Annotated in this window: 22 protein-coding genes; 12 read left to right on the plus strand and 10 right to left on the minus strand. The window is 67.7% G+C overall.

All coding sequences use genetic code 11. The features are described from left to right. Positions 1-18: 18 nt before the first annotated feature. The gene (locus tag CyaNS01_RS05340) at positions 19-2,451 is read right to left on the minus strand and encodes a S8 family peptidase (RefSeq protein WP_225875823.1); all 2,433 of its coding nucleotides are present in this window, start codon (positions 2,449-2,451) and stop codon (positions 19-21) included. A 110-nt stretch (positions 2,452-2,561) separates the two neighbouring features. On the opposite strand from CyaNS01_RS05340, the gene CyaNS01_RS05345 reads away from it, so the two are divergent. Then, positions 2,562-3,341 (plus strand): polysaccharide deacetylase family protein, encoded by a 780-nt coding sequence (locus CyaNS01_RS05345; RefSeq protein ID WP_225875824.1) that lies wholly within the window; start codon positions 2,562-2,564, stop codon positions 3,339-3,341. 16 nt (positions 3,342-3,357) lie between these two features. Here the strand turns inward: CyaNS01_RS05345 and CyaNS01_RS05350 are convergent, their stop codons facing one another. Both CyaNS01_RS05350 and CyaNS01_RS14920 read right to left on the minus strand, forming a co-directional pair. Further along, positions 3,358-3,834, minus strand: a complete 477-nt coding sequence (locus CyaNS01_RS05350; RefSeq protein ID WP_186699454.1) for a hypothetical protein — start codon at positions 3,832-3,834, stop codon at positions 3,358-3,360. Beyond that, positions 3,834-4,106, minus strand: coding sequence for a DUF3721 domain-containing protein (locus CyaNS01_RS14920; protein ID WP_186699455.1), 273 nt, complete (start codon positions 4,104-4,106; stop codon positions 3,834-3,836). Before CyaNS01_RS14920 ends, CyaNS01_RS05350 begins: the two co-directional genes overlap by 1 nt. 323 nt (positions 4,107-4,429) lie before the next feature. Between CyaNS01_RS14920 and CyaNS01_RS05360 the strand changes: the two genes are divergently transcribed. Genes CyaNS01_RS05360 through CyaNS01_RS05370 form a run of 3 tightly spaced genes read left to right on the plus strand, consistent with a single transcriptional unit; the run spans position 4,430 to position 6,317 of the window. Next, positions 4,430-5,512, plus strand: coding sequence for a class I fructose-bisphosphate aldolase (locus CyaNS01_RS05360; protein ID WP_186700314.1), 1,083 nt, complete (start codon positions 4,430-4,432; stop codon positions 5,510-5,512). Positions 5,513-5,523: 11 nt separating this feature from the next. Next, positions 5,524-5,718 carry a hypothetical protein gene (locus CyaNS01_RS05365; protein WP_186699457.1) on the plus strand — a complete coding sequence of 65 codons (195 nt, stop codon included), beginning with the start codon at positions 5,524-5,526 and terminating at the stop codon, positions 5,716-5,718. A gap of 2 nt (positions 5,719-5,720) precedes the next feature. Continuing rightward, entirely contained in the window at positions 5,721-6,317 is a 597-nt protein-coding gene (locus CyaNS01_RS05370) for a serine hydrolase (protein WP_222934203.1), read from the plus strand. A gap of 28 nt (positions 6,318-6,345) precedes the next feature. On the opposite strand, the gene CyaNS01_RS05375 is transcribed toward CyaNS01_RS05370, so the two are convergent. Beyond that, positions 6,346-7,662 carry a NupC/NupG family nucleoside CNT transporter gene (locus CyaNS01_RS05375; RefSeq protein WP_186699459.1) on the minus strand — a complete coding sequence of 439 codons (1,317 nt, stop codon included), beginning with the start codon at positions 7,660-7,662 and terminating at the stop codon, positions 6,346-6,348. Between the two features lie 98 nt (positions 7,663-7,760). Between CyaNS01_RS05375 and CyaNS01_RS05380 the strand changes: the two genes are divergently transcribed. Further along, positions 7,761-8,429 carry a protein kinase family protein gene (locus CyaNS01_RS05380; RefSeq protein ID WP_186699460.1) on the plus strand — a complete coding sequence of 223 codons (669 nt, stop codon included), beginning with the start codon at positions 7,761-7,763 and terminating at the stop codon, positions 8,427-8,429. On the opposite strand, the gene nadA is transcribed toward CyaNS01_RS05380, so the two are convergent. From nadA to CyaNS01_RS05400, 4 genes are all read right to left on the minus strand, one after another. Next, positions 8,430-9,344 (minus strand): quinolinate synthase NadA, encoded by a 915-nt coding sequence (gene nadA, locus CyaNS01_RS05385; RefSeq protein WP_186700318.1) that lies wholly within the window; start codon positions 9,342-9,344, stop codon positions 8,430-8,432. It lies immediately after the preceding gene. A gap of 628 nt (positions 9,345-9,972) precedes the next feature. Next, the gene (locus CyaNS01_RS05390; RefSeq protein ID WP_186699462.1) at positions 9,973-11,700 is read right to left on the minus strand and encodes a PAS domain-containing protein; all 1,728 of its coding nucleotides are present in this window, start codon (positions 11,698-11,700) and stop codon (positions 9,973-9,975) included. Between the two features lie 46 nt (positions 11,701-11,746). Then, positions 11,747-12,751, minus strand: coding sequence for a sigma-70 family RNA polymerase sigma factor (locus CyaNS01_RS05395; protein WP_225875825.1), 1,005 nt, complete (start codon positions 12,749-12,751; stop codon positions 11,747-11,749). Between the two features lie 169 nt (positions 12,752-12,920). Continuing rightward, positions 12,921-16,142, minus strand: coding sequence for a chemotaxis protein CheB (locus CyaNS01_RS05400; protein WP_186699465.1), 3,222 nt, complete (start codon positions 16,140-16,142; stop codon positions 12,921-12,923). 404 nt (positions 16,143-16,546) lie between these two features. Between CyaNS01_RS05400 and CyaNS01_RS05405 the strand changes: the two genes are divergently transcribed. From CyaNS01_RS05405 to CyaNS01_RS05415, 3 genes are all read left to right on the plus strand, one after another. Beyond that, the gene (locus CyaNS01_RS05405) at positions 16,547-17,404 is read left to right on the plus strand and encodes an AraC family transcriptional regulator (RefSeq protein ID WP_186699467.1); all 858 of its coding nucleotides are present in this window, start codon (positions 16,547-16,549) and stop codon (positions 17,402-17,404) included. Positions 17,405-17,518: 114 nt separating this feature from the next. Beyond that, positions 17,519-18,400, plus strand: coding sequence for a TIGR04168 family protein (locus tag CyaNS01_RS05410; protein ID WP_186699469.1), 882 nt, complete (start codon positions 17,519-17,521; stop codon positions 18,398-18,400). Further along, on the plus strand, positions 18,394-19,470 hold the full coding sequence (locus tag CyaNS01_RS05415) for a hypothetical protein (RefSeq protein WP_186699471.1): 1,077 nt from the start codon (positions 18,394-18,396) through the stop codon (positions 19,468-19,470). Before CyaNS01_RS05410 ends, CyaNS01_RS05415 begins: the two co-directional genes overlap by 7 nt. A 71-nt stretch (positions 19,471-19,541) precedes the next feature. Here CyaNS01_RS05415 and CyaNS01_RS14475 read toward each other — a convergent pair whose 3' ends face one another. Continuing rightward, on the minus strand, positions 19,542-19,814 hold the full coding sequence (locus tag CyaNS01_RS14475; protein WP_225875826.1) for a hypothetical protein: 273 nt from the start codon (positions 19,812-19,814) through the stop codon (positions 19,542-19,544). Between CyaNS01_RS14475 and CyaNS01_RS05420 the strand changes: the two genes are divergently transcribed. Continuing rightward, a complete protein-coding gene (locus CyaNS01_RS05420) occupies positions 19,813-20,553 on the plus strand; it encodes a glycoside hydrolase family 104 protein (RefSeq protein WP_225875827.1) in 741 nt (246 codons plus the stop codon). The two genes, CyaNS01_RS14475 and CyaNS01_RS05420, sit on opposite strands and share 2 nt — an antisense overlap. Before the next feature lie 23 nt (positions 20,554-20,576). On the opposite strand, the gene CyaNS01_RS05425 is transcribed toward CyaNS01_RS05420, so the two are convergent. Beyond that, positions 20,577-21,410: a TPM domain-containing protein gene (locus tag CyaNS01_RS05425; protein ID WP_186699475.1), complete on the minus strand. Its 834-nt coding sequence runs from the start codon at positions 21,408-21,410 to the stop codon at positions 20,577-20,579. Positions 21,411-21,457: 47 nt separating this feature from the next. Here CyaNS01_RS05425 and CyaNS01_RS05430 point away from each other — a divergent pair, with 47 nt between their 5' ends. The 3 genes from CyaNS01_RS05430 to CyaNS01_RS05440 all read left to right on the plus strand — a co-directional run bounded on the left by CyaNS01_RS05430 (position 21,458) and on the right by CyaNS01_RS05440 (position 24,725). Then, entirely contained in the window at positions 21,458-22,666 is a 1,209-nt protein-coding gene (locus CyaNS01_RS05430; RefSeq protein ID WP_225875828.1) for a class I SAM-dependent methyltransferase, read from the plus strand. 93 nt (positions 22,667-22,759) lie between these two features. Next, positions 22,760-23,170, plus strand: a complete 411-nt coding sequence (locus CyaNS01_RS05435) for a cation:proton antiporter subunit C (protein ID WP_186700324.1) — start codon at positions 22,760-22,762, stop codon at positions 23,168-23,170. Between the two features lie 10 nt (positions 23,171-23,180). Continuing rightward, the gene (locus tag CyaNS01_RS05440; RefSeq protein ID WP_186699477.1) at positions 23,181-24,725 is read left to right on the plus strand and encodes a proton-conducting transporter membrane subunit; all 1,545 of its coding nucleotides are present in this window, start codon (positions 23,181-23,183) and stop codon (positions 24,723-24,725) included.

The following is a 24,725-nucleotide window of genomic DNA, read 5'->3' on the forward strand; positions in this document are numbered from 1 at the left end:
CGCTCCCACGGCCTGGGCTCAGGTGTGCAACAGCATCTTGGAGAGGTTGGGCAGCCCGGCGCCCTGGTGGTAGCGGTCGCGTTTGAGGTCGGTGCAGTGCTCCAGCAGGATCTGCTTCACCCGCTCGGGATAGCCGATGAACTCCGGACGCACCGAGAGGAAGGCGGCCAGCACGCCGGAGATGTGGGGCGCCGCCATGCTCGTGCCCGAGAGAGGGATGTAGAGCTCATCGAGGCTCTGGCCCGGGTCGTGGCTGGCGCTGCGATCGGGATCGCTGCTGCTGCGGCAGGAGAGGATCCGCTCCCCCGGACCCACCAGATCCGGCTTGAGGCGGCCATCGGCCGTGGGGCCCCGGGAGGAGAAGTAGGAGGTGCCGTAGCGGTGGGGCAGGGTGGGGTGCACCGAGCCCACGGCGATCGCCTCCTCCAGGTTGGCGGGATCGCCGATCGAGAGATCGAAGGAGCGGGTGGAGCTGGCGCCATTCACCACGATGTCGCCGCTGCCCTCGTTGCCCGCCGCCAGCACCACCAGCACTCCCTGGCGCACCAGCCGCAGCAGGGAGGCGCACAGGGGCGAATCGCCGCAGCCGAAGCTGGCCGGATCGAAGGCGCCCCCCAGGCTCAGGTTCACCCCCTGGATCGTCAGACGGCGGCTGCTCTGGTTCTGGTGCCAGATGTGGTCGATGGCCTTGAGGATCCAGGCGTCGTAGCCGCTGCCGTTGTCGGCCAGCACCTTGTAGGTGACCAGGCGGGCCCTCGGGGCCATGCCCAGCATCTCGATCGGCTCGGCCCCCTCAGCGCCGCCAGCAAGGATCAGGCCCCCGGCGATCACCCCCGCCACGTGGGTGCCGTGGCCGTTGGGGTCATTGCCGCTGGCGGGCTGCACGGCGCCGCGCCCGGTGCAGTCCCAGTCCGCGGCGATGCTGCCCTCCGGGCCGAAGGCCGGGTTGTGGAAATGGGGATGGTGGCGGTCGATGCCCGTGTCGAGCACGGCCCAGGTGATGCCCTGGCCGTGGGCGTTGTAGCCGAGCTGGGCGGTGCGGGCCTGCACCGTGTGGATGGAGTGCCGGATCAGGGCCCGTTTCTTGCTGTTGCTGAACATCCGGTACACCGCCGGGGAGGCGCTGCCGTAGTGCTGGCTCAGGTCGCAGGCCAGGGTCTCCACCTCGGCGCGGTTGAGGTTCACCGCCACGTAGTGCTCCAGCTGGTCTTCCAGAAACACCGTGTCGGCAGTGATCGGACCCTGGAGCACATGGCTGTCGATCCAGGCCAGCACCCTGGCCTTGGTGGCCTGGAGGGAAGCGTCCCCCCCCTTTGCCCCAGGGGCCTGCTGGGCGCCGGCCGGGGCACGGTCGATCAGTTCGATCAGCACCGGCCGCCGCTTCCTGGCGTCGTCATCGAGGGAGTCGGCCAGGTTGCGGGCCACCGTCACGGGGCTCACAGGCTGGAAACGGGAGCGGTCCACCGCGCCCATCACCGTGACCTGGGTGTCGCGGCGGCTCAGGTAGCGCTCGGCGGCGTGGGCCTTGCTCGGCGGCCACACCAGCCCCTCCACCCGTTCATCCACCACGGCGGGTTTGCCCGCGGCGCTGTATTCATCGGCCAGGGACTGATCCAGGCAGACGATGTCGCCGTCCTGGGCGATGTTCACCCAGCGCTTCACCGCCGCGGGAATCGGCAGCGCCTTGCCGTGCCACTTCTGGAGCACATCCGTCACCTGGGGCAGCCCCAGGGGGGAGCCGATGGTGAGGAACAGGTCCACCTCCAGCCCGGGCCGCTCCTCGGCCAGCTCGATCAGGGCCTGGTAGGTGACCATGCTCCCCTGGCTGTGGCCGATCACCACAAAGGGGCCGCCTCCGGTGACCACCCGCTCCTTCACCGTCTGCACCATGCGGGCGCGCTTGGCCTTGTTGAACAGGAAGTCGTTCACGTCGGCCATGAACACCTTGGTGAACAGGGCCGTCACCGGACTCCACAAGCCCTTGGCCTCCATCGACAACGCCGCAGGCCCCCCCAGGGGGGCGCCTTGCTGGGCTGCCGTGAAAGCGGCCTGCTGCAGCTGCTCGCTCAAGGCCTCCACGAAGGCCTGCGACTCGACCGGCGCGTCGCTGTGGCTGATCGAGGCTTCCAGAAGGCTTGCGCCCTGGGGCTGCAGCAGGGCGTTCTCCTCCCCGATCGAGCGGATCGACACACCCGCCGCCTGGGGGTAGCGCTCGCGGTCGACCCAGTAGGCCATGCGGGTCCTCTCGCCCTGCTCGGCGCCAAACAGCGCCTGATCCCACTGGGAGCGGAGCTCCCGCTCCGGCGGCATGTTGGAGATGCCGTGGCAGTAGATCACCGTGCGGGCAGCGGCGAGGGCCGTTGCCGTGGCTGCGGAGCTGTGGGCAGTGCTGGAGCGGCGGCTGCGGCCGGTGGGCTTCTTGGCGGTGGCCATGGCGTTGGAGGGGGGCACAGGATGGCCTCTGCTCCAGCCCTAGCCCGGCCCGCCGGAACGAACGCTGGGGCGGCGGTGGGTGTCATCGTTCTTGAGTGATCGCCGTTGCGTCTTCTGCCGTTGCCGCCATGGTTGTCCCCCCCGCCTTCGGGGCCTTGAGCGTGCCGGCCCTGGCGGGGCTCGCCGAGATGGCAGGGTCTGTGCTGCCCGGTTTGGTCGTGGCCGCCCTGGTGCTGGGCCTGGCCGGCGCCGTGCTGCTGGTTCCCAGCTGGCTGATCCGCGGGTTGCTCGCCCCGCTCAACCCGCAGGTGCTGTTCTGTGGGCCAGGCCAGGAGCGGCGCCTGGCCCTCAGCCTTGATGACGGCCCCAGTGGGCCAGGCTCCGAGGCACTGCTGGAGCTGCTGCGGCAGCTGGAGCTGCCGGCCACCTTTTTCCTGATCGGTTCTCATCTGCCCCTGGACCCCTCCTTTCCCCGCCGGGCCCTGGAGCAGGGCCACAGCCTCGGCAATCACCTCTGGCGCGATGAACGGGCCAGCGCCCTGCCCCGGCCCGTGTTCCTGCGGCAGCTCCAGGCCACGGAGCGGGCGATCGAGGCGGCAGCCGCGCCGCAGCGCCTCTCCTGGCGCTGGTTTCGGCCCGGGCAGGCCTGGTTTCACCCGGCGATGCTGGCCTGGCTGGCGCCGCAGGGCTACCGGCTGGTGCTCGGCTCCATCTTCCCCTGGGACACACTGCGGCCGCCGATCTGGTTCGTGCGCCGGTTCGTGGCGATCAACGCCCACCCCGGCGGCATCCTGGTGCTGCACGACACGCCGGCCCTGAGCGGCCGCACCCTGCAGATCCTGCGCCTGATCATCCCCGACCTGCGCCGCCGCGGCTACCGCTTCGTGCCCTTGGCGGAGCTGGTGTGAGCGGGGGCTGCTGGCATCAGCGCGTTACCGCTGCGGGCGCCGATTCGGGGTGCTCCTGGCAGGGCATCCAGAGCGAGCCCATGGCATGGACGCCTTCGCAGCCGAGCTCCCTGGCCTTCTGTTCGGCGGTCTGCCGGTCGGGGTAGGCGTAGAGATTCTCCTGGCTTGCGCCGTGCTGGTGGCCGTGCCCCTGCCCCCCCCCCAGGCGGTAGGGGCCCATGCCCTCAAGCCCCGCCCACCAGACGCCCATCACATTGACCCCGGCGATCACGACGCCCATCCCCACCACGGAGGCATTGATCACGCCCATCGCCACGGCGCCGATGCTGAGCACTCCCATGGGCACCACGCCGATGCTGATCACGCCCATGGGCACGATGCCGATCGAGATGATCCCCAGAGGAGCGATGCCGATGGCCACGATCTTCGGTTTGCCTCCGCAGCTGGGCTTGGACGTGGCGGCTGGGGGTGCCGCAACAGGTGGAGCTGGCATCAAGGCATCACTGGTGTGGAGTGCTGGGGGGAGGGTTTGGCCTTCTGGCCGGAGGCTCCAGCGTGGCTGGCGCAGGGCATCCACTGGTTCCCCATCCGGTGGGCGCCCTTGCAGTTGAACTGCCTGGCGGCCGCTTCGGCCTCAGCCTTGGTGTTGAAGAGTGCCCTCTGGGCACCCTGGCCCGGGCCTTGCGCCAGGGCCAGGGTGCCCGGAACAGCCGCTGCGGTGGCTGCAGTGGCAGCCCACACAAGGAGCCAGGGCTGGCGCTTCATTGAGGCGAGTTCGGAGGGGCGAATCCTGGCAGATGGACGAGCTGCCAGATGTCACCGAACGGTCTTACCTTCAAAAGCCAGTCGAGGCGTTGACATTCCGCGCAACACTGGCCTCAAGATTGAGGCCAAACTCTGGCCATCCCTTGAGTGGCTCCTGGAGAAAATCTCTGGTTCGCTGTAAGAAAACACCGTTACGAAGGTCTGGCCTTCATGGACGGATACGTTCTGAAAGTGTTCGTTCTGTAAGGATATGACCTGCCTGGATCCGTGGGGCACTGGCTGAGCCGCCCCGTCTGGTTTGCACCTTGATCTCTGCCCCTGCCATGGCGCTCGACATCTTCCGCGACGAGCTTGCGGCCACCGCGTCCTCCCTGGCCCGGGCAGGCAGCGGTCTGCTGGCGGCGGATGAATCCACCGGCACGATCGGCAAGCGCTTCGCGTCCATCGGCGTGGAGAACAGCGAATCCCACCGCTGTGCCTACCGCAGCCTGCTGGCCAGCAGCGAGGGCCTGTCGGAGGCGATCAGCGGTGTGATTCTCTATGAGGAAACGCTGTTCCAGCACAGCGTGGATGCGGCGGGCCGGCCGGGGCCGCCGATTGTGGAGCTGTTCCAGGCCCAGGGCATCGTGCCGGGCATCAAGCTCGATCAGGGGGTGGAGCCCCTGCCCGGTGGCCTGCCGGGCGAGAGCTGGTGCACCGGGCTCAAGGGGCTGCTGGAGCGGGCAGCGCGGGCCCATGCCCACGGCGCCCGCTTTGCGAAGTGGCGGGCGGTGCTCACCATCTCCAGCGGCGGAGCGCCCTCGGAGCTGGCCGTGCGCGAGAACGCCTGGGGGCTGGCCCGCTATGCCCGCACCGTGCAGGAGGTGGGGCTGGTGCCGATCGTGGAGCCCGAGATCCTGATGGACGGCGACCACGACATCGAGACCACAGCCGCCGTGCAGGAGTGGGTGCTGCGCAGTGTCTATGCGGCCCTGGGGCTTCACGGGGTGTTTCTGGAAGGCACCCTGCTCAAGCCTTCCCTCACCCTCCCCGGCCGGGCCTGCCCCCAGGCGCCGTCGCCGGAGCAGGCCGCCGCCTACACCCTGCGCACCCTGGAGCGCACCGTGCCCTCCGCTGTGCCCGCGGTGCTTTTCCTCTCTGGTGGCCTCAGTGAGGAGGAGGCCAGCCTCTATCTCAATGCCATCAACCAGGCGGCCCCGTCTGCGCCCTGGCATCTGGGCTTTTCCTTTGGCCGGGCCCTGCAGCACTCCTGCCTGAAGCACTGGGCGGGCCGCGACCGAGCCGCCGGCCAGGCGGCCCTGCTGGCCCGGGCCCGCGCCAACGGCCAGGCAGCCCGAGGGGCCTACGTGCCAGGTTCCGAGCCCTCCGACGACGCGCCGTTGTTTGAGGCCAACTACAGCTATTGAGGCTGTCGCTGATGCACGGTCCCAACGCACTCTGCCATCAACCGCTGCTGGGCCTGGCGGCCACCCTGCTCGTTGCCCTGGCCTTCAGCTCCGCCGCGCCGCTGGCCGGCCTCGGCGCCACCGCAAGAGCGGCGGATGGGGCCCGGGTGGCCGCCATCCTGCGCATCGTGCTTGAGCAGATGGCCTCAGAGCAGCTCGGGGGGTAATCGTGCGCGTCACGACCGATGGAAGGGAGGTGGTCACCGGGGCCGGGGGAGAGTCGACCACGGGGGTGCCCGCCAGCCCGGTCATGCACTTCCGCAATGGCGCCGTCGCCATCTCCTCTTTGGCCACCCTGCTGCTGCAACTGGTGGACGACAACAGGGTGAGCCTCGATGACAAGCACTCCGCCTGGTTGCCGTCGATTCCGAATGCCGATCGGGTCACGCACGGCCAGCTCGCCCGGATGACCTCCGGCTATCGCCACTACTTGATTGGCAACGATGCCTTCATCGAGAATCAGCTCACCGATCCCTTCCGGCAGATCACCACCCAGGAGAAGCTCTCCTACGCCAATCTGCACGAGCTCCTCTACGAGCCGAGAGCGAACTCGAATTACGCCCACACGAACTATGTGCTGCTTGGCCTGGCCCTCGAGCGCATCACCGGCCAATCACTCCCGGCGCTGATCCAGGATCGGATCTACGCCCCCCTGTCGTTGCACAACACCGGCGCCTACAGCAACGCAGCCGCCAGCATCTTTCATGCCATCGGCGCCCATCTTGTGCCCGACGAGCCTCTGCCGCTGAGGCTGCCGAAGCCCTGAGGGCCCGGCCAGCCGGCACACTCCGGCCTCAGGCAGTGAGAGCCAACCCCGTGAATCCCCCCAGCAACCCTGCCACGGCTCCAGTGAGCAGGCAGGCCAGGGTGGCCGCCAGCAGCGCCCGCCAGGCCAGCTTGCCCACCACGCCCTTCTGCTCTGGGGCCAGGGCACACAATCCACCCACAAAAATCCCGAGCGAGGGAAGGTGGGCAAAGCCGCAGAGGGCGTAGGCGAGGATCACCACCGAGCGCGGATCGCTCCAGGTCCCGGCCTCGAGGCTGGCGGCCAGGCTCACGAACGACGGCACCTCCGTGGCCACCAGGCGCAGAGCCAGCAGTTCAGAGGCGGCCAGAGCGTCGGCAGAGGGCAAGCCGATCATCCACACAAAGGGAACAAACACCCAGGCCAGCAGGGATTGCAGGCTGACCTGGGGCTGGCCGACCCAGCTGCCGAGCCAGCCGATGCCGGTGTTGGCCAGGGTTAGCAGTCCGACGAAGGCGATCAGCACAGCGGTGATTCCCAGCGCCAGCTTCAGGCCATCGTTGGCTCCCTGGGTGATGGCCTCCACGCTGCTGCCGCAGCGGTCAGCCTCCGCCAGCACTGGCAGCAGCCCGCGCGGCTCAGGGCGGGCCTGGGGCTGCTGTTGCAGCGTGCCCTGCGGTAGCGGCTCGGGCACCAGGATGCGCGCCATCATCACCGCAGCCGGCGCGCTCAGCAGGTTGGCGGTGATCAGGTGGCCGGCAATGCCGGGAAAGTAGGGTTGCAAAACCCCCACGTAGAGCCCCAGCATCGTGCTGGCAATGGTGGCCATCCCCGCTGTGAGCACCACGGCGAGCTCATGGGGCCGTGCCGTGGCCAGATAGGGCCGGATCGTGAGCATCGATTCGATCCCCACGAACACATTGCTGGCGGCCACGGTGGCCTCCACCCCCGTGATTCCGAGGCTTCGGCGGAAAAAGCCGGCCAGGCCGTGGATCACCCGCTGCATCACCCCCAGGTGGTACAGGAGGGCCGTGAGGGCCGAGAAGAAGATCGCGATCGGGAAAGCCTGGAAGGCCAGGATCAGGCCGAGGCTGCCCTCTTCCCCGCCGGGCACCGCCAGCGGACCGAACACGAATTCCGCCGCCGTGCGGGCCGGGGCCAGCAGCGCCACCACGGCTCCATTCAGCCAGGAGAACACCAACTGTCCGATCGCGGCATGGAACAGCAGCAGGCCGAGGCCCAGCTGAGTGGCCATGGCGACCCCGATCAACCGCCACGGCGTGGCCCGCCGATCCTGGGAGAAGAGCCATGCCACCAGAAGCAGCAGCAGGATTCCCAGGCTGCCTCGCACGGCCTGCCAGAGCATGGTGGTTCCCCCACCGCTGCGAATGAGCGCAAACCTACTGGCCCATCGGCCTCCTGGCTTGTGCTGCTCGTAGCCTCTGACTGCTCCGCCCCGGATCTGTGCACGCCCGCAGCAGCCAGCCGGTTCCTGAGGGCCTTGTCGAGCTGGTGGAAGCTGAACTGCTGCCGCAGCTGGTGATCCGCAGCCCTCACCCCCATGACCCCGTGGTGGTGGAGCAGTTGCCCGCGCCCTGGCGCAGCCTCGGCAGCGGCAACTATGCGGCGGTGCTGCACCATCCCCGCCACAGCGAGCTGGTGGTGAAGGTGTATGCCCCGGGTCGCCCGGGTCTGACCCGGGAGGCCGAGGTGTATCGCCGCATTGGCACCCACCCAGCCTTCTCTGTCTGCCACCACGTGGGCCAGGGCTACCTGGTGCTGCAGCGCCTTCAGGGCACCACGCTCTACGACTGTGTGCGTGAGGGGGTGCCGATACCGCTGCAGCTGGTGCGGGACATCGACGCCGCCATCGCCTACGCCGAGAGCCGCGGCCTGCACGGCCACGATGTGCATGGCCGCAACGTGCTGCTGCACCGGGACCGGGGCCGGATCGTGGACATCTCCGACTTCCTCAATCCCGAGCCCTGCGATGCCTGGCGTGACCTGCGCCGGGCCTACCACCTGCTCTACCGCCCCGTGATCGCCCCGCTGCGTCTGCGGGTTCCCACCCCCTTGCTGGAGCGGCTGCGGCGCGGCTACCGCCTCTACCGGCACCTGCGATCTCGGGCCTGATCAGCGGCTCATGGCCAGCATCTTTTCAATGGGCGCCAGGGCTCGCTGGCGCAGCTCCTCCTCCAGCTCGATCGCCGGAGCCATGCTGTGAAGGCACTGCCACAGCTTCTCCAGGGTGTTCAGGCGCATGTAGGGGCAGGCGTTGCAGCTGCAGCCATCGGCGCCCGGCACCTCGAAGAAGGCCTTGGCCGGCACCCGCTGGCGCATCTGGTGCAGGATCCCAGGCTCGGTGAGCACGATGAAGTCCGGCGCCTCGCTGGCCGCCGCCCGCTCCAGCAGCCGGCTGGTGGAGCCGATGAAGTCGGCCAGATCCAGCAGGTGCTGCTGGCATTCGGGGTGGGCCAGCACCTCGGCTTCGGGGTGCTCCAGCTGCAGTTGCAGCAGGGCCTGCTCGCTGAAGGTTTCGTGCACCATGCAGCTGCCAGGCCAGAGGGTGAGCTCACGGCCGCTCTGGTTCTGCACCCAGCGGCCCAGGTTCTGATCAGGGGCGAACAGGATCGGCCGGTCGGCGGGCAGTTGGCGCACCAGATCCACCGCGTTGCTGCTGGTGCAGATCAGGTCGCTCTGGGCCTTCACCGCCGCCGAGCAGTTGATGTAGCTCACCACCAGGTGCTCGGGGTGTTCGGCCCGGAAGGCGGCGAACGCCTCGGCGGGGCAGGCATCGGCCAGGGAGCAGCCCGCCTCCAGATCCGGCAGCAGCACCGTCTTGGTGGGATTGAGGATCTTGGCCGTCTCGGCCATGAAGTGCACGCCGCAGAACACGATCACATCGGCGTCGGTGGCGGCGGCCTTGCGGGCCAGCTCCAGGGAGTCGCCGATGAAGTCGGCGATGTCCTGCACGGCCTCCTCCTGGTAGTAGTGGGCCAGGATCACGGCATTGCGCTGCCGCCGCAGGGCCTCGATGGCCTCCGGCAGTCCGTTGGCCGCCGGGGGACGCTGCGCTGCAGCCTCAGGTCCTGGCGTGTGAAGTGCTGCGCTGTGGGCGGCTGTGAACACCAACCTGGTTCCCTACGGTGCTGGTTCAGACAGCCTAGGGAGCGACGTCGGCGGGGTCTGTGTCTGGCCGTGGCGGGAGATCCGCCCGGAGCATGGGATCGATTCAATCCTGACCGGCAGAAGCGGATCCGGCTTGATCACGTTTTTGGGGGTGTGGGGCCGATCGGTATTTCCAACGGTCTTCTCTTCTGTTCCGATGACTGAATGCCACACACACGAACCAATGCATATTGATCGAAGCCCAGTGCCGTGCTGGGAAGTTTCGTTGAGGGCAGGGCCTAGGTGCTTACCCATGATGTTGGGCAAGAATAGATTTCTCTTTCTATCAGGAATTGTTGGAGGGAAAAAATATCAGTGCGCTCGAGCGAGTCTTGGCCCTGCTGGAGCTGGATCGAATTCTGCTGCTATGAGGGTCTTGGGTATGGGCTTCGCTGGATTCGTCAACGATGTCTCCCGGAGATTTCATAAGGCCCTGCGGGCCTTATGGGAGAATCCCGCTGTTCTGCATGGGGCAGACTAAGAACCTCCTTGCATACTTTCTTGTGGGTCAAAGAATGGCGATTGCCTGATTGTGTCGGGTGTTACACCGAATCGCCTGCTCGAGCGCCTGCTGTGACCGCAGCATCAGTCCTTGGAGAGTGCTGCCAGGATTTTCCAGCGCGATACCCAGACAGGGCTGAGTCGCAACCGGGGAACCTTCCACGACCACGGGCAGGGCAAGGGACGTGTAAACCCTTTCTGCCAGGATCGTCGCCTCCCTGAGATTGGCTACGCCCGCTGTGACGCCAATAAACTTGCCCTCACCGAGGTCGCCCGCGAAACCCTGGGGTGATACCACCTCAGCAAGGCGATCTGTGATGGTTTCCCAGAGCAGATCACCCTTGCCTGTGCCCTTCGGGTAGCGGAGAGTCTGAGCCGCTGAAAGTGTGCACAGGAGAAGAGCGAGCGGCTGGGTCCTGTCCGCCTGGCGATGCCAGCGGGCTAAGGAGCCCAGCACGTCTGCTGCTGCAGCCGTCATCGGGGCCGTTTTGCCTTGTGGCTCCCTCCGGCAGCGATGGAACCGATTGTTTTCTTGCACAGCAGCTACGGCGTGGGGGGCCTTTGAAGCTGCCGATTTGAGCCCCACGCTGTTGGTGTGTCTCGCCATTGCGGCAAGCTGAGCGCATTTGATGGCGCAGGCGCGACGCTGCTGCACCATTTCTTCCACATCCTGAAAACCTAGGATCCAGCCGGTGGCTGTTCGGCCTTCGCCGCTCTGAGCCCGGCACACACGCCTTCTCATCCAACGATGGCCTCCGTGCTGTTGTCTCAGCCGCACCAGCGGAGGGGCATCCTGGTTGCAGAGCGTCTCGAAAAGGTCATCGTCCGGGTGAAGCAGGTCGCTGAGGGGAAACCCAACGAGCGCTTGGGCAGTCCAGCCCAGAAGGCGTTGAGCGGATGGTGTGACCCAACGGATCCGACGGGAGGCATCAACTTCTATCATAAAAGCTCCGGCGATTTCCGCGAGTAGGTAACCGAGATCGGTGTCGATCGCCTGGGCCATTCTCCGTGGCTGCAGACCACCCAAGTGGGTCAGTACCAGGCTATGGGTGGCAGCGCCATCGGTGATGAGGCCGCTGATGGTGGCCAGCACTGGATTCACGGTGCCATCGCGGCCAACGAGTTCCAGTTCGGCCTGCTCAATTCTGCCGGGACAGACCATGCGCAACCGATCGAAAATCACCGCTTGCTCCTGCGACAGGTAGTCGCCCAGCGGTCGGCCGAGAAGGACATCCCGGGGTTGATCCAGCAGCTCTGCGAGACGGGGGTTGGCATACAGCACGACCCCCGTTGAGGAGAGGGTGGCGACGGCCTCACCCATCTGCTGGACTAAATGGCGGTAGGAGGTGTTGCTGCTGTCTTGTAGATACACATTGCCGCTTACAACCAGGGCATCGGCTTGACCGCTGGTGATGACCTCCAGCAAGGCCTCCTGAGCTCTGTACTCCTGTTGCAGATACTGCAGCTGCTGACGCAGCAATCCCTCGGAACTGCTGGGGACTGCAGGAAACGATGGATCCGATGGCGCTAACGGATCAGGTACCAGACAGGGAATGGCACGCACGCCGGCCCTGAGAGCCAGCTCCGGATCGCTGTGGACATCGACTACTCTGAGCTTCACTCGGGGGCTCAGATCGTGATCGCAGAGGTGACGCAGACGGCGCAGGGTTGCAGTTGAGGCTGGCGTACCGCCACAGATGAACAGGCTCCAGATCCAGGGGAGGTCGTCGGTCATAATCGTGGTTGCAACTAAGGGGACCCTGTCGTTGGAGGTCACGTCTTCAGCCCTGGGTGGGATCCAGGATGGGCCCCAAACGGTGCCGAAGCGTTTGTAGGGTCCTGCGTTCGACGCTCTGGATATAGCTCTTGGTTACCCCCATCACGAGCGCTGCCTTGGCACTGGAACAGTGCTCATCGCCGCCGTAGCGAAGCTCCAGCACCTGTCGCTGCTTCGGATCGAGGGCTTCCAGGTGTTCATGGAGCCAGCGGTAATCGTCCTCAGGGTCGTTCATATGTTCGGCCTGGATGAGTTCAATCAGAGTTGTGCTCTCCTCCAAGGTTCCAATGGGCTTGTCCAGTGATGTCGTGCTGCACTGACGCACAACGGTGAGGGCAGTCTGAAGGCGCTTCTCTTTCTCACCCAGGAGGTCGGCCATGGCATCGATCGTGAGACGCTGCGCCGTGCATGCCTCCAGTCGCTGGGCGCGGTAGGCGATGGTGCGCAGTGCCGTGGGAATATGGATGCCATTGCCCGTTGCGCTCATGCAGCGCTGGACCGCTTGCTGAATCCACGAAAACGCATAGGTGGATAATCGGTAGCCCCGCGAAGGATCAAAGAGTTCTATGGCTCGCATCAGACCAAGATTCCCGGCTTGGTAGAGATCAAGCATTTCGAGCTGGAGATTGCTGATCCGGCCCCGATAGCGCCGGCATACCATCACAACGAGACGGAGATTGGCCGTCACCATGCGGTTACGCGCTCTTGTGCCCCGACGCCGCAGCGATGGAGGTGGATCTGGATGGTTCAGCCAGTCCTGCACTATGCCGGCATGATGTAGTTCTTCGGCGGGGGTCAGCAGGGGAATTCTGGCCATTAGTCTCAGATAATCGCTGACTCCATCCCCACCGCGGAAGTGCGGCTCCTGATGAGTTCCAAGCGATCTGGCTGGACCGTGATCGTCAAGGGTATTTGGCGGTGAAGTGCACTCCCCTGAAGGAGACGCCAAGACCCGCAGACCTGAATTCTGGGATGGGTAGCTCTGATCGTTTACCGGCTTGGAAACCATGACCTGCAGCCGACTTTTCTGTGTGCAGATCTTTACCGTAAGCCGTCATATCAGCCTGCTTCTCAAGCCCTCCAGACCATTGCACCTCAGCACAAAAATGGCACCTTTGCAATGGTTCAAACCGCCCATGCGCCTCAGGTGTCCCTGCTGGCTGCCTGGAAGGCTCGTTTCAGAGCGGTGGGTGCACGATGAGGCTGATCAGGCCCCTCTCAGAGGGTTGTCGTGGGGTTCGCACCTCCACCGGAAGCCATTGCAGCCCCCCATCCCGGCTCTTCAAGGGGAGCATGGGCCGGGACTTCGGCTTCTTCTTCCCATCGCCTGACTCCCGGGTCTCCAGGATCAGGGCCTCGAATTCCGCTTCGGGGCAGAGCATCTCCACGCAGACCCCCACGATGGAGGCCAGGTCAAAGCCGACGATGGCGCAGAACACAGCGTTGGCCATCACGACGCGATGGCCCTCATCGAGAGCGGCCACCCCGAAGCTCTCGCTGTGGAAGACGGACTCGAAGATCGCTGTGAGCTCGTTGGCGCGAGCCTCCAGGGCGTGCGCGGCGGTGACGTCGGCGAGGGTACCGACAACGAAACGCTCGGCACCATGGCGTACCACCTTGGCCGACTCCTTCACCCAGATCTGCCGGCCATCGCGGCTGGTGATCCTGTACGTCACGGTCCAGTGACCCTTCCGGAGGTCTCGGGCAGCACCAACCCGGACGCGGTCCTCCAAGGCGATGGCCTCCTTGAGCAGCTCCGGCCGGTCACACAGCTCCGCCGAGGTCCATCCCGTCATGGCATGGATCCGCTTGGTGGCATAGAGCAGCCTTGTGCAGCTCTGGTCCCATTTCCACACCACTTCATCGAGGGCATTGGTGAGGGTGGAGAACTCGAGGAGGGTGGCTTCCGCCGCCTGACGCACGGCCACCATTTCGGACACCTCCGTGAGGGTCACGATGACGCCGCGCCGCCGCCCGTCCCGTTCCAGGAAGGGCAGCACCTGGGCGAGGTAGGCCACATCTTCGTTGCTGGCCTCAATGGTCTGACGCTGGCCGCCGTCGGCCACGGCCTTCAGGGCCTCCTTCAGCCCTGGCAGGGGAATGGTGGTGGGTGCATCCAGCAGCGGCTGGCCGATGTCGGCATCCACCAGGCCGAACACCCGCACCGCCAGCGGTGAGAAGCGGGTGACCCGCAGATCGCTGTCCACGATCACCATGCCCTGGCTCAGGGAGGTCTGGATGTTCTCCAGTTCCACATTGAGCTGCTCGAGTTGGTCACTGCGGGAACCCAGTTGCTGGTTCAAGGTGCCCAGTTCCTCATTGGTGGCCTGGAGTTCCTCGTTCGAGGCCTCCAGTTCCTCGTTCGACGACTGCAGCTCTTCCGAGAAGGCCAGCAACTCCTCCGAGGAGGCCTCCAGCTCCTCGTTGGTCTGCTCGAGTTCCGCCAGGGAGCGGCGCAGCGTGTCCTGACTGGCCAGCAGTTCGTCCTCGAGGCGCTCGATCTCCTGATCGAAGGCGGCGTCCCGGTCCCTGGTCTGACCCTGTTTCGGCTCATCCCCACCAGTCGGCGGCAGGCGCAGAAAGCTCAGCACGGTGAGCTGACTCTCCCCGACCCACAGTTGGCGGGCTTCGAGGCGCAGGGTCCCATCGATGCCCTCAAGCTGCAGCGCCTGACTGCTGACGGCAAGACCATCCGCCCTGGCCAGGACCAGCAGGGCCCTGGCCTCCGTCTGCAGCTCCGGTCGCAGGTAGGCATGGGCAGAGCTCTTCATCCGGCCTTCCGGAAGACGGCAGAAGGGGCTGACATCGCCCAGCACCTCGACGAGGTCGTGCCCCTCATCGATCACCAGGGCAGGAGCGCAGAGGGCTCGGGTCAACGCCTCCAGCAGGGCCATGTGCTGCTCGGGTACGGACTCCCGCAGCACGGAGACCCTGCCCGCGGCAGGCAGGCTCTGGCTGGGGCGTGGCGCCAGGGGTGAACGGGCAGCGCGGGGCCGCCGGGCCCCCTCCGCTGTGCGGGTGTAGAGGCCATGCTCGGCATCGGCCATGGCGAAACCGGTTGTATTCCGCCCCAGCACCTCGGAGTTGCCCAGCAGCAGCAGGCCTCCGGGGAGCAGGCCAAAACGGAACCGCTCGATCACCCGCTCCAGCATGGGCAGGGTGAAGTAGATGAGCGTGTTGCGGCAGGAAATCAGATCGAGGCTGGGGAATGGCGGGTGTTCGCCCACATCGTGCTGGGCAAACACTGCGCAGGCGCGCAATGCCTCGCTGATCTCGATCTCGCTGCCGTGCTCGATCACGAAGCGCTCGCGATACTCATCTGGGATGGCCCTGGCCGCCGACACTGGGTAGCGGGCACGTCGAGCGATCGCCAGACTCTTCTCATCGAGATCCGTGGCGAAGATTTTGAGATTGGCGGCCAGGTCTGCGGGATGGCCGAGCACCGCACTGATCACCATCGCGATCGAATACACCTCCTCCCCTGAGGCACAGCCTGGAACCCACACCCGCAGCCGTTCCGGCGACGTCCTCTTGCTCACGTAGTCGCCCAGCCGCTCTTTTAGGGCCCCATAGACCTGGGGATCTCGGAAGAAGGCGGTCACGGCCACCAGCACGTTGTGGACCAGCCTCCGGGCCTCATCTCCCTCTGTCGCGAGCAAGGGCAGATACTCCTCCAGGTTTCCCACCTGCCTGACTGCCATCCGGCGCTGCACCTGCCGGCTCAGGGTGGATTTCTTGTACTGGGAGAAGTCGATGCCGCAACTGTGCTTCAGCTGAGCCGTCACGGCTTCCAGCTGCAGCGGATCCTGGCCATCCTTCCGCTCGCCGGGCTTGGCTGTTCCAGAGCCGATCAACTCGGCCAGGCGAGGGCCCATGGCTCCTGCGGCCAGCACCAGGTCCACGCCCCCGAGGCCGATGGCGGCCCGGGGCATCGCGTCGAACTTGGCGCTCTCGGGCGACTGGGCCAGGGTGAGGCCGCCGGCGGTGCTCAGGGCCCGAATGCCGCGGGCGCCGTCAGACCCGGTTCCGGACAACACCACACCGACGCCGCGTTCGCCCCAATGGTCGGCAATCGACTCCAGCAGCAGGTCGATGCACGGGCTGGGGCCGAAGCGGGGCACGGGAGTGCTGAGGCGCAGCCTGTTGCCATCCACGGTGAGGTCGTGGTTGGGCGGGGAGATGGTGATCACATCAGCCTGGATCGGGGCTCCGTCCACAGCAGCCAGAACCGGTAGAGCGGTGACATGGGCCACCAGCTCAACAATGAGGCTGCGGTGTTCGGGCGCCAGATGCTGGGCCACCACGTAGGCCAGGCCGGCGCCACTCACCAGGCTTGCCGCGAACTCCTGCAGGGCTTCCAGCCCCCCGGCTGAGGCCCCGATCCCCACCACATGGGTCACGCCCTCAGGCCTTGGCCCATCAGCCGAATTGGAGGCCGGTGGCTCTGTGGGTGGCGCTGCCTTGCCGGTCTGGCTTCGCCGCCCGGGAGTCCTTACGCTGTGCCTCTTTCTCAAATTTTTCGCATTCCGCGCCCCGATTTTGATTGGATCTATCAAGATCTAGTCAAGGTTCCATGCTTTGCTAGCTTATCTTAAGCTCCAACCTGAGACTAGGAACTGGACGCACCAGTGCAGTTTTCCGCCACCAGGCGGCTGATGGTCTGGGGAACCCCTTCCGCAGCCATTTCGTGCTTGTCGAAGAGCTTCCACTCAGTGTCCAGCTTCTGGGTGCGGTACTGCCCCTGCGCGATCTCCGACCCGCCCTGCCGGACGCAGGCTGGTGGCACTACGGCGTCAACATCTGGGTGGGGAGCATCGTCGTCACTGCCGGAATCCTGGCGCCGGCCAGGCTGATCACGGCCGATCAGAGCCGGCTCACGGTGTTGCTCGGTTACGGCGGCGATCAGCAGATCCGCCAGGCTTCCCGGCGCTGGTCGTGTCTGGAGGGGGGCTGTCTGATGTTGCCCGGTGAGAGCTTCGCCGCGCGGAACTCACCACTGAGCCTTGTGGCGTTCCAGCTCGAACCGGACCGCCTCCTGCACACGGCCATCGCCATGGCGGGTCTTCTGGAGTGCCCCGACCCCTGGATGGCCCTGCTTCAGCAGCCCCACGCTTGGACGCCTTACGGCACTCCCCTGCACGAGACGCTGCGCCAGGAAATGGTGCTGGCGGACCGGCTGGCTGGCTACGGCGATGGGCTCATGACAAGGTTGCAGGTGGACGATCGGATCTACCGCTTGATGGCGGCCATGCTGCTGCCGGAGGTCCGTGAGGAGTGCCCCCTCGACCGTCTGACCCAGAAGCATCACAAAGGCCGCGACACTTTTGATGAGTTGATCGACTACATCCGACTCAACCTTTCAGTGCCCCTCAGCCTGACGATGCTGGAGGAGCACAGCCACTACTCGCGTCGAGCCCTGCAGTACGCCTTCCGCGAACGGCTTGGCTGCACCCCCACGCAGTGGATTCGCAGCCAGCGGCTCGACCTTGCCCGCCAGCATCTGCAGCATCCCTGCCCCGGCGACACGATCACCAGCGTCGCCGCCCGCTGCGGCTACCGATCCCTCAGCCTGTTCAGCGTTGAGTTTCAGCAGCGCTTCCACGTGAAGCCCTCCCATCTGTTGCGCGAGTCCCGCTCCTCCCTCCCCCCAGAGGCCCGCTGAGCTCGGAGCGCGCAGCACTGCAGTCCATGGCGTACGGATGTGTGTGCTCTGGGCGCCCGTCAAAACCAACCGGGACCCCCACTGGCCAGGATGGGCCGGCCTAGGTAGTGGTGGATGCCTGTTCTGCGTCTGGCCGTGGTGGGAGATCCCCACGGCGCCTGGGATCAATCCGATCACAAGCTGCTGGAGCTGCTGCGCCCCGATGCGGTGCTGGTGGTGGGGGATCTCAGTGATGGCTGCCCCGAGATCCCGGCTCGCCTGAACCGGCTGCCCCTGCCCCTGGCCTGCGTGCTCGGCAACCACGACGCCGGCAGGGATGCCTCAGGCCGCACCCTGCTGCGCCAGATCGCCTGCCTGGGGGAGCTGCACTGCGGCTGGGGCCTGCGCCAGCTGGAGCCGCCGGGGGTCGCCGTGGTGGGTGCCCGCCCGGGCACCGCCGGCGGTGGCTTTCACCTCTCCCGCGCCGTGCTGGCGGCCTTCGGGCCGATGACCCTCCAGGACTCCGCTGATCGGATCACTGCCGCCGCCCTCGCCGCTGACCCGGCCCTGCCCCTGGTGCTGCTGGCCCACTGCGGCCCGGCGGGCCTGGGCAGTGGCGTCGATGACCCCTGTGGTCGCGACTGGAAGAAGCCCGCCTGCGACTGGGGCGACCAGGACCTCACCCTGGCGATCCGCCAGATCCGGGTCCATCGTCCTGTGCCCCTGGTGGTGTTCGGCCACATGCACCACGCCCTGCGCCGGGGCCAGGGCCATCGCCGCAGCCTGGCGGTGGACCGCGAGGGCACCATCTATCTCAATGCCGCCTTTGTGGCGCGCCACGGCCACGACCTGGCTGGTCGCGCCCTGCGCCACTTCTCCTGGGTGGAACTCGAGCCCCTGGGCGGCGGCGGTGCCCTGGTGCGCCGGGCCAGCCACCACTGGTATGGGCTCGATGGCTGCCTCCACTACGAAGAGGTGCTGCACCAGGTGGCTCCGGCTCCGGCCGTGCCGTGCTGATCTACGCCTGCATCAGTGCCCATGGCTTCGGCCACGGCTCCCGCAGCGCGGCGGTGCTGGCGGCACTGCAGCGGCTCAGGCCCCACTGGCGGCTGGTGCTCTCCACCGCCCTGCCGCCCTCCTTCCTGGCCACGGCCTTTGCGCCGCTGGCCGTGCAGCACCGTCCCTGCCGCTGGGATGTGGGGGTGTTGCAGGCTGACGCTCTGGGCTCCGATCCCGCCGCCACCCTGGTGGCCCTCGAGCAGCTGGAGGGCCAGCTGCCCGCCCAGCTGGAGCGGGAGGCGGCCTGGCTGCGGGCCCAGGGGGAGCCCGTGCTCGTGATCGGCGACGTTCCTCCGGCGGCAGCCCTGCTGGCCGAGGCGGTGGGAGCCCCCCTGATCTGGCTGGCGAGCTTCGGCTGGGATGTGATCTACCGGCCCTTCGGCGGCCGCTTTGAGGCCTGGGCCGAGCACTGCCTGGCCCTCTACCGCCGCGGCGATCTGCTGCTGGAGTGCCCCCTGGCCATGCCGATGCCCTGGGACATCCCACGCCGCCGCATCGGGCTGACAGCCGGCGAGCCCCGCCTGGATCTGGAGGGCCTGGTGCGGCAGCTGCAGCTGCCGCACGAGCCGGACCGCTGCGCCCTGCTCACCTTCGGCGGGATGGGCCTGGCGCTCGATCCCGCCCTGCTGGGCCTCTGGTCCCAGTGGACCTTCCTGGGCCACGACCCTGCCCTGGCTGAGGCGGACAACGGCCGGGTTCTGCCGGCGGAGGTGCGGCCCCTGGAGCTGATGCGCCATTGCTCGCGCCTGATCACCAAGCCGGGCTACAGCAGCTTCTGTGAGGCCATGAGCCAGAACGTGGGCATCCACCTGGTGCACCGGGATGGCTTCGCCGAGGCGCCGGTGCTGGAGCAGGCCCTCAGGCGCCACGGCCAGCACCGCCTGCTCAGCCGCGCCGACCTGCTGGCGGGCCGTTGGCAGCTGGATCAACCCCTGCTGCCGCCCTCCGGCCAGCCCCTGCCGCAGGACGGTGCCGGCAGCGGAGCCCTGGCCATCACCGAGCTGGCAGAGCAGCGTGGCCTGGGCTGATCAGCAGATCCGATCGTTGACGCCGGCATGATCGGCTCTGCTGTTACTCAGAAGCGGGCAAATTCGCTCCCTCACAGTGTTTTGAACTGTTTGGTGCTGTCAATCACCTGAGTGGACGCTTGTGCGATTGGCACTGATAGCAACAGTTTCGGGCCAGCGGTCGCCAAATTGCTGCCCGTAATGTTGTTTTCGCATTTGGTTTTGTCCTTCGCCAAAACAACGAACGCTCTGCTGGTCGCATCGTTCTCCCTGCTTGCCACTCCCCTTGCCCTGCTTGAGGCTCGGCCCGCCCAGGCCACGGCCACGACCCTGGGCACGGTGCTGAGAACCGGCAGCAGCACCATGGTGATTCCTGCCCCGCTGCGCAGCCAACCGCAGCAACGCCAGGCCCAGCCTCAGCAGCAGCCCACCCAGGTGCTGCCCCATTCCCTGGCTCTGTCGGTGCCCCTGCCGCCCCCGACCGCCCGGGTGTTCGCGCTCACCCCCGAGCGACGGGCTCTGCTCAACACGATCCGCTTCGCCGAAGGCACCTGGGCCGGCGGCCACGACAAGGGCTACCGGATCATGTTCGGCGGCAGCCTGATGGCGTCTCTGGATCGCCACCCCAACCGGGTCAACCGCACGGCCCGCTACGCCAGCGCCGCGGCCGGGGCCTACCAGTTCATGCCGCCCACCTGGGCGATGGCCTCCCGCGCCATCGGCTTCCGGCTCCACGGCCCCAACGCCTTCGGTCCAGCGGTGCAGGACCAGGCCGCCATCTACCTGATCCAGCGCCGCGGCGTGCTGCAGCTGGCTGACCAGGGCCAGTTCACCCCCTACCTGGCCCATCGCCTGGCGCCGGAGTGGGCGTCGTTCCCCACCCTGGCCGGCCACAGCTTCTATGGCCAGCCGGTGAAGCGCTTCCATGAACTGCGCCGCTTCTACGAGCAGAACCTCAGCGAACTGCGGGCTCAATACGCCCTCAACAACACCGTGGCGGTGGTTCCCGAAACGCCGCCCAAGCCCCCTTGTCTGCCCGCAGATTCGCTGCGCTGTCAGCTGGAGGCCCTGGATGAGATCGGTCCCCGCAGAACCGGGGTCTGATCGACGGCTGGCGCCGCGGCTGATCAGGTTTCGTCAGGCTTGATGCGGTTGCGGCCCACGGTGTTCTGGGCGATCAGATAGGCCGCCGCGATCGCGCCGGTGAAGCCCATGGCGTTGCGCAGCAGGGGCAGCAGGTCGTCGGTGCGGGTCACGATCGGGGCCACGCCGAAGATGCCGAACAGGATCACCCACAGGGGCGAGAGCAGCAGCACCCAGGCCCACTCCACCCGGCGCCCCTCATGGCGCGGGTAGGCGGCAAAGCCCACGATCAGCCCCCCCACGATCGAGGTGGCCAGGGTGAGCACCCACTGCTCGTTGGGCAGGCCGGGCACCACCTGGCAGCCGCCACGCTCCAGGCAGGTCTCCACGGCGGCGAGGGCATCGACAATGGCACCGTCCTCGCCGTGGTCGCGCACGTAGTACTGGTTGCCGAAGCGCGTCTGCAGCTCCACCCAGTAGGTGCGCGGCATCAGGGCGAACAGGGCATCGCCCACGTTGAAATTGAGCAGGTTGCCGCCGCGGGGGTCGGCCACCAGCAGCAGGCTGCGCTCATCGAGATTCCAGAAGTCGCGCACCGCCAGGCCCGGCGTGCGCTCGTACTGGGTGAGCACCCGCAGCTTCCAGCCGCTGTCGGCCTCGAAGCGGCTCAGGTGCTCCTCGAGGTCGGCCCGCTGGCCATCAGTGAGGGCCCGGGCCAGGTCGATCACCGGGGTGGGGTGGTCGGGCAGCAGCTCCGGGTTGTCGTAGGCCATGGCTGGAGCCACGCCCACGCCCACCACGGCTCCCACCATGGTGCCGAGCAGCAGCACCAGCGCCGCCAGGGTCGCCGCGGCCCGTGTTGCCAGAACCCTGCCCATGCGCCTGTCTCCGAGAAGATGCATTCTCCCCGAGCTCCGCTCCGGCCGTGACGGATCCCGCTGCCCCCTGCCCCGCCTGGCTGGCCCAGCGGCTGCGCGCAGCCGCTGGGGCGGTGCCGTTCAGCACCTTCATGGCCTGGGCCCTGCACGACCCCGAGCACGGGGCCTACGGCGCTGGCCGGCTGCGCATCGGCCCCGGCGGCGACTTCGCCACCGCCCCCTCGCTGGGGGGCGACTTCGCGGCTCTGCTGGCACCCCAGGTGGCCGATTGGCTGGCGGCCCTGGGGCCTGGGCCCCTGGCCCTGGTGGAGGCGGGCCCCGGCGAAGGATCCCTGGCCCTGCAGCTGGCCCAGGCGCTGCAGCTGGGCTGGCCCGATCTGGCCGCCCGCCTCACCCTGGTGCTGGTGGAGCCCAATGCGGGCATGGCGGAGCGCCAGCGCCAGCTGCTGCAGGCCTCGCCCCTGCCCTGCCGCTGGAGCGACTGGCCCGAGCTGGCCCAGGCGCCCCTGCGCGGCGTGGTGCTGGCCCATGAGGTGCTCGATGCCCTGGCCGTGGAGAGGGTGGAGTGGGACGGGGCGCTCTGGCGCCAGCAGCAGGTGCGGCTCCGGGATGAGCACCCGGCCCGGCCCCTGCTCGTGCTGGAGCCCGGCGGGCCCCTGCCGCCCCAGGCGGCGGCATCCCTGCGCGCCCTTGGCCTCGATCCGCCTGGGGCCCAGCGGGGGGCCGGCTGGTGCACGGAGCTGCACCCGGGCGTCGGCCCCTGGCTGGCGGCCTGCGGCCAGGCCCTGGAGGCGGGCCAGCTGCTGGTGATCGACTACGCCCTGGAGGCGTGGCGTTACTACGCTCCGCAGCGCTCGGCTGGCACCCTGATGGCCTACCGCGGCCAGCAGGCCAGCCAGGATCCGCTGCAGGAGCCCGGCGCCTGGGATCTCACCGCCCACCTCTGCATCGAGAGCCTGCAGGCCGAGGCCAGGGCCGCCGGCTGGCGGAACCTGGGTCAGTGTCGCCAGGGGGAAGCCCTGCTCGCCCTGGGCCTGGCGCAGCGCCTGCACGGGCTGCAGCAGGGCCATGGCGCCGGCCTGGCGGCCCTGCTGGCCAGCCGCGAGGCCCTGCTGCGCCTGGTCGACCCCCACACCCTCGGCGACTTCCGCTGGCTGGCCTTCAGCCGGGGGGCTCTCCCCGAGGCCGTGGAGCCGCCTCTGTTTCTGCGGGAACCCGGCGGGCTCGGGGGGGAAGCGCTCCTCCGGAGCGCATGAGCCGCGGCCGGGATCGCTGCAAAAGGCCTCTGCTGGTGCCAGGTTCCAGCTGGAAGCGGTTACTCTCAGTCCCGCCCGGGAGCCCCACCCCTGATCGACACCTTCCGCCTGCTGGAAGCCCTGGTTCTGGGTGCACTCCTGGCGGGACTGCTGGGACTGATCGGCCGCAACAATCTCTTCCTCAAGGCCTTGGCGATGGATGTGATGGGCACGGCCGCCGTGGCCCTGTTCGTGCTCGTGGCGGCCCGCAGCGGCCTGCGCACCCCCATCGTGGCCAACCCCGACAGCCTGGACACGATCACCGCCTGGGCTGATCCGATCCCCCAGGCCGTGATCCTCACCGCGATTGTGATCGGCCTCTCGATCCAGGCCCTGCTGCTGGTGGTGATCACCCGGCTCTCGGCGGTGGACCCCCTGCTGGAGGCGCTCAGTTTCGAGCAGCCCGAGGCGATCCAAGAACCGCCGGGGCCTGCCAGTGCGCCGGTCCCGGCGCCGACACGATGAGGGGCCCCTGATGTCCACCACCACCGTCTCCCTGCTGATCGCCTGGCTGCTGTTCCCCTTCCTGGGGGCCTTCCTGGCGGCGCTGCTGCCCTCGTTGGCGCGCTGGCTCACCCTGGCCTGCGCCCTCAGCACCACGGCAGTGGGCGTGCTGTTGTTCCCACTCACCTCCCCCTGGGCGCTGGAGCTCACCGGGCCCCTGGGGGTGTTGCTGCAGGCCGATGCCCAGGCAGCTCCCTTCCTGTTGCTGAATGGGCTGGTGGCGCTGGCGGTGCTGCTCGATACCTGGCGCCGGCCGCCGCCGGGACCCTTCCTGCTGCTGGTGATGGTGTTGGTGGGAGGCCTCAATTCGGCCTTCCTGGCCGTCGATCTGGTGAGCCTCTACGTGGCGCTCGAAGTGGTGGGCATCACGGCCTTCCTGCTGATCCTGCAGAAGCGCCAGCCCCAGCAGCTCTGGATCGCCCTGCGCTATCTGCTGGTCAGCAACAGCGTGATGACCATGTACCTGGTGGGCGCGGCCCTGCTCTACCTGCAGACCGGCAGCTTCCGCCTCGCGGCCCTCTCCAGTCCGGCGATGGAGCCCCGCAGCCTGGCGGTGGTGGTGGCCTTTCTGCTGGTGGGTCTGCTGGCCAAGTCCGGGGTGTTCCTCTCTGGACTGTGGCTGCCGCGCACCCATGCCGAGGCGCCCTCGGAGGTGTCGGCCCTGCTCTCGGGGTCGGTGGTGGCAGGTGGCCTTTGCCCCCTGCTGCGCCTCGAGACCCAGCTGCCCCAGCTGCAGCCGCTGCTGATTCTGATCGGCCTGGCCAGTGCCCTGCTGGGGGTGCTCTACGCCCTGGCGGAAACGGATCTCAAGCGCGTGCTGGCCTGGAGCACCCTGGGCCAGGTGGGCCTGGTGATCCTCAGCCCGGTGAGTGGCGGCATCTATGCCCTCGCCCATGGCCTGGCCAAGGCCTGCCTGTTCCTGGTGGCGGGCCGCGCCGGCAGCCGCGATCTGGGCCGCTGGCGGCAGCAGCCCCTCGAGGCCGGCCTGGCGCTGCCGCTGCTGCTGGCCTCGCTCTCGATTGCCGGGGCGCCCCTGCTGGTGGGCTACTGGACCAAGACCCAGCTCAGCGTGGCGATGGCGTCCCAGCTCTCACCCCTGCTGGAGCGCACCATGCTGGTGGCGATGGTGGGCACGGCGGCGGTCTATGCCCGGCTCTGCTGGCGGCCGATCCGCTGGCAGGGGCCCCTTCCTTCGCCCGGGGTGGCGGTGCTGGTGGTGTTGGTCGTGGCCCTGGGGTTGCTGCAGGGACCCCTCCCCTCCGCCGCAGGCGTCATCAAGGCTCTGGGGGTGATTGCGGCAGGTGCGGCCGTGCACGGCGGCCTGAGCCTGATGGCCCAGGCGCTGCGCCGACGCCGGCAGGCAGCCCTGGCGCCGGCCCCGGGGCTGGATCCGCCACCCCTGCCCCTGCCGCTGCCTGACATGGAGCGGCTCCAGGAGCTGCTCGGCGGCATCGCCGTGGTGGGTGCCGCCCTTGTGGCGGCCCTGATGCCGAGGGAGGCGCTATGGCCAGGCTGA

The organism is Cyanobium sp. NS01 (genome assembly GCF_014280235.1).
GTDB lineage: Bacteria > Cyanobacteriota > Cyanobacteriia > PCC-6307 > Cyanobiaceae > NIES-981.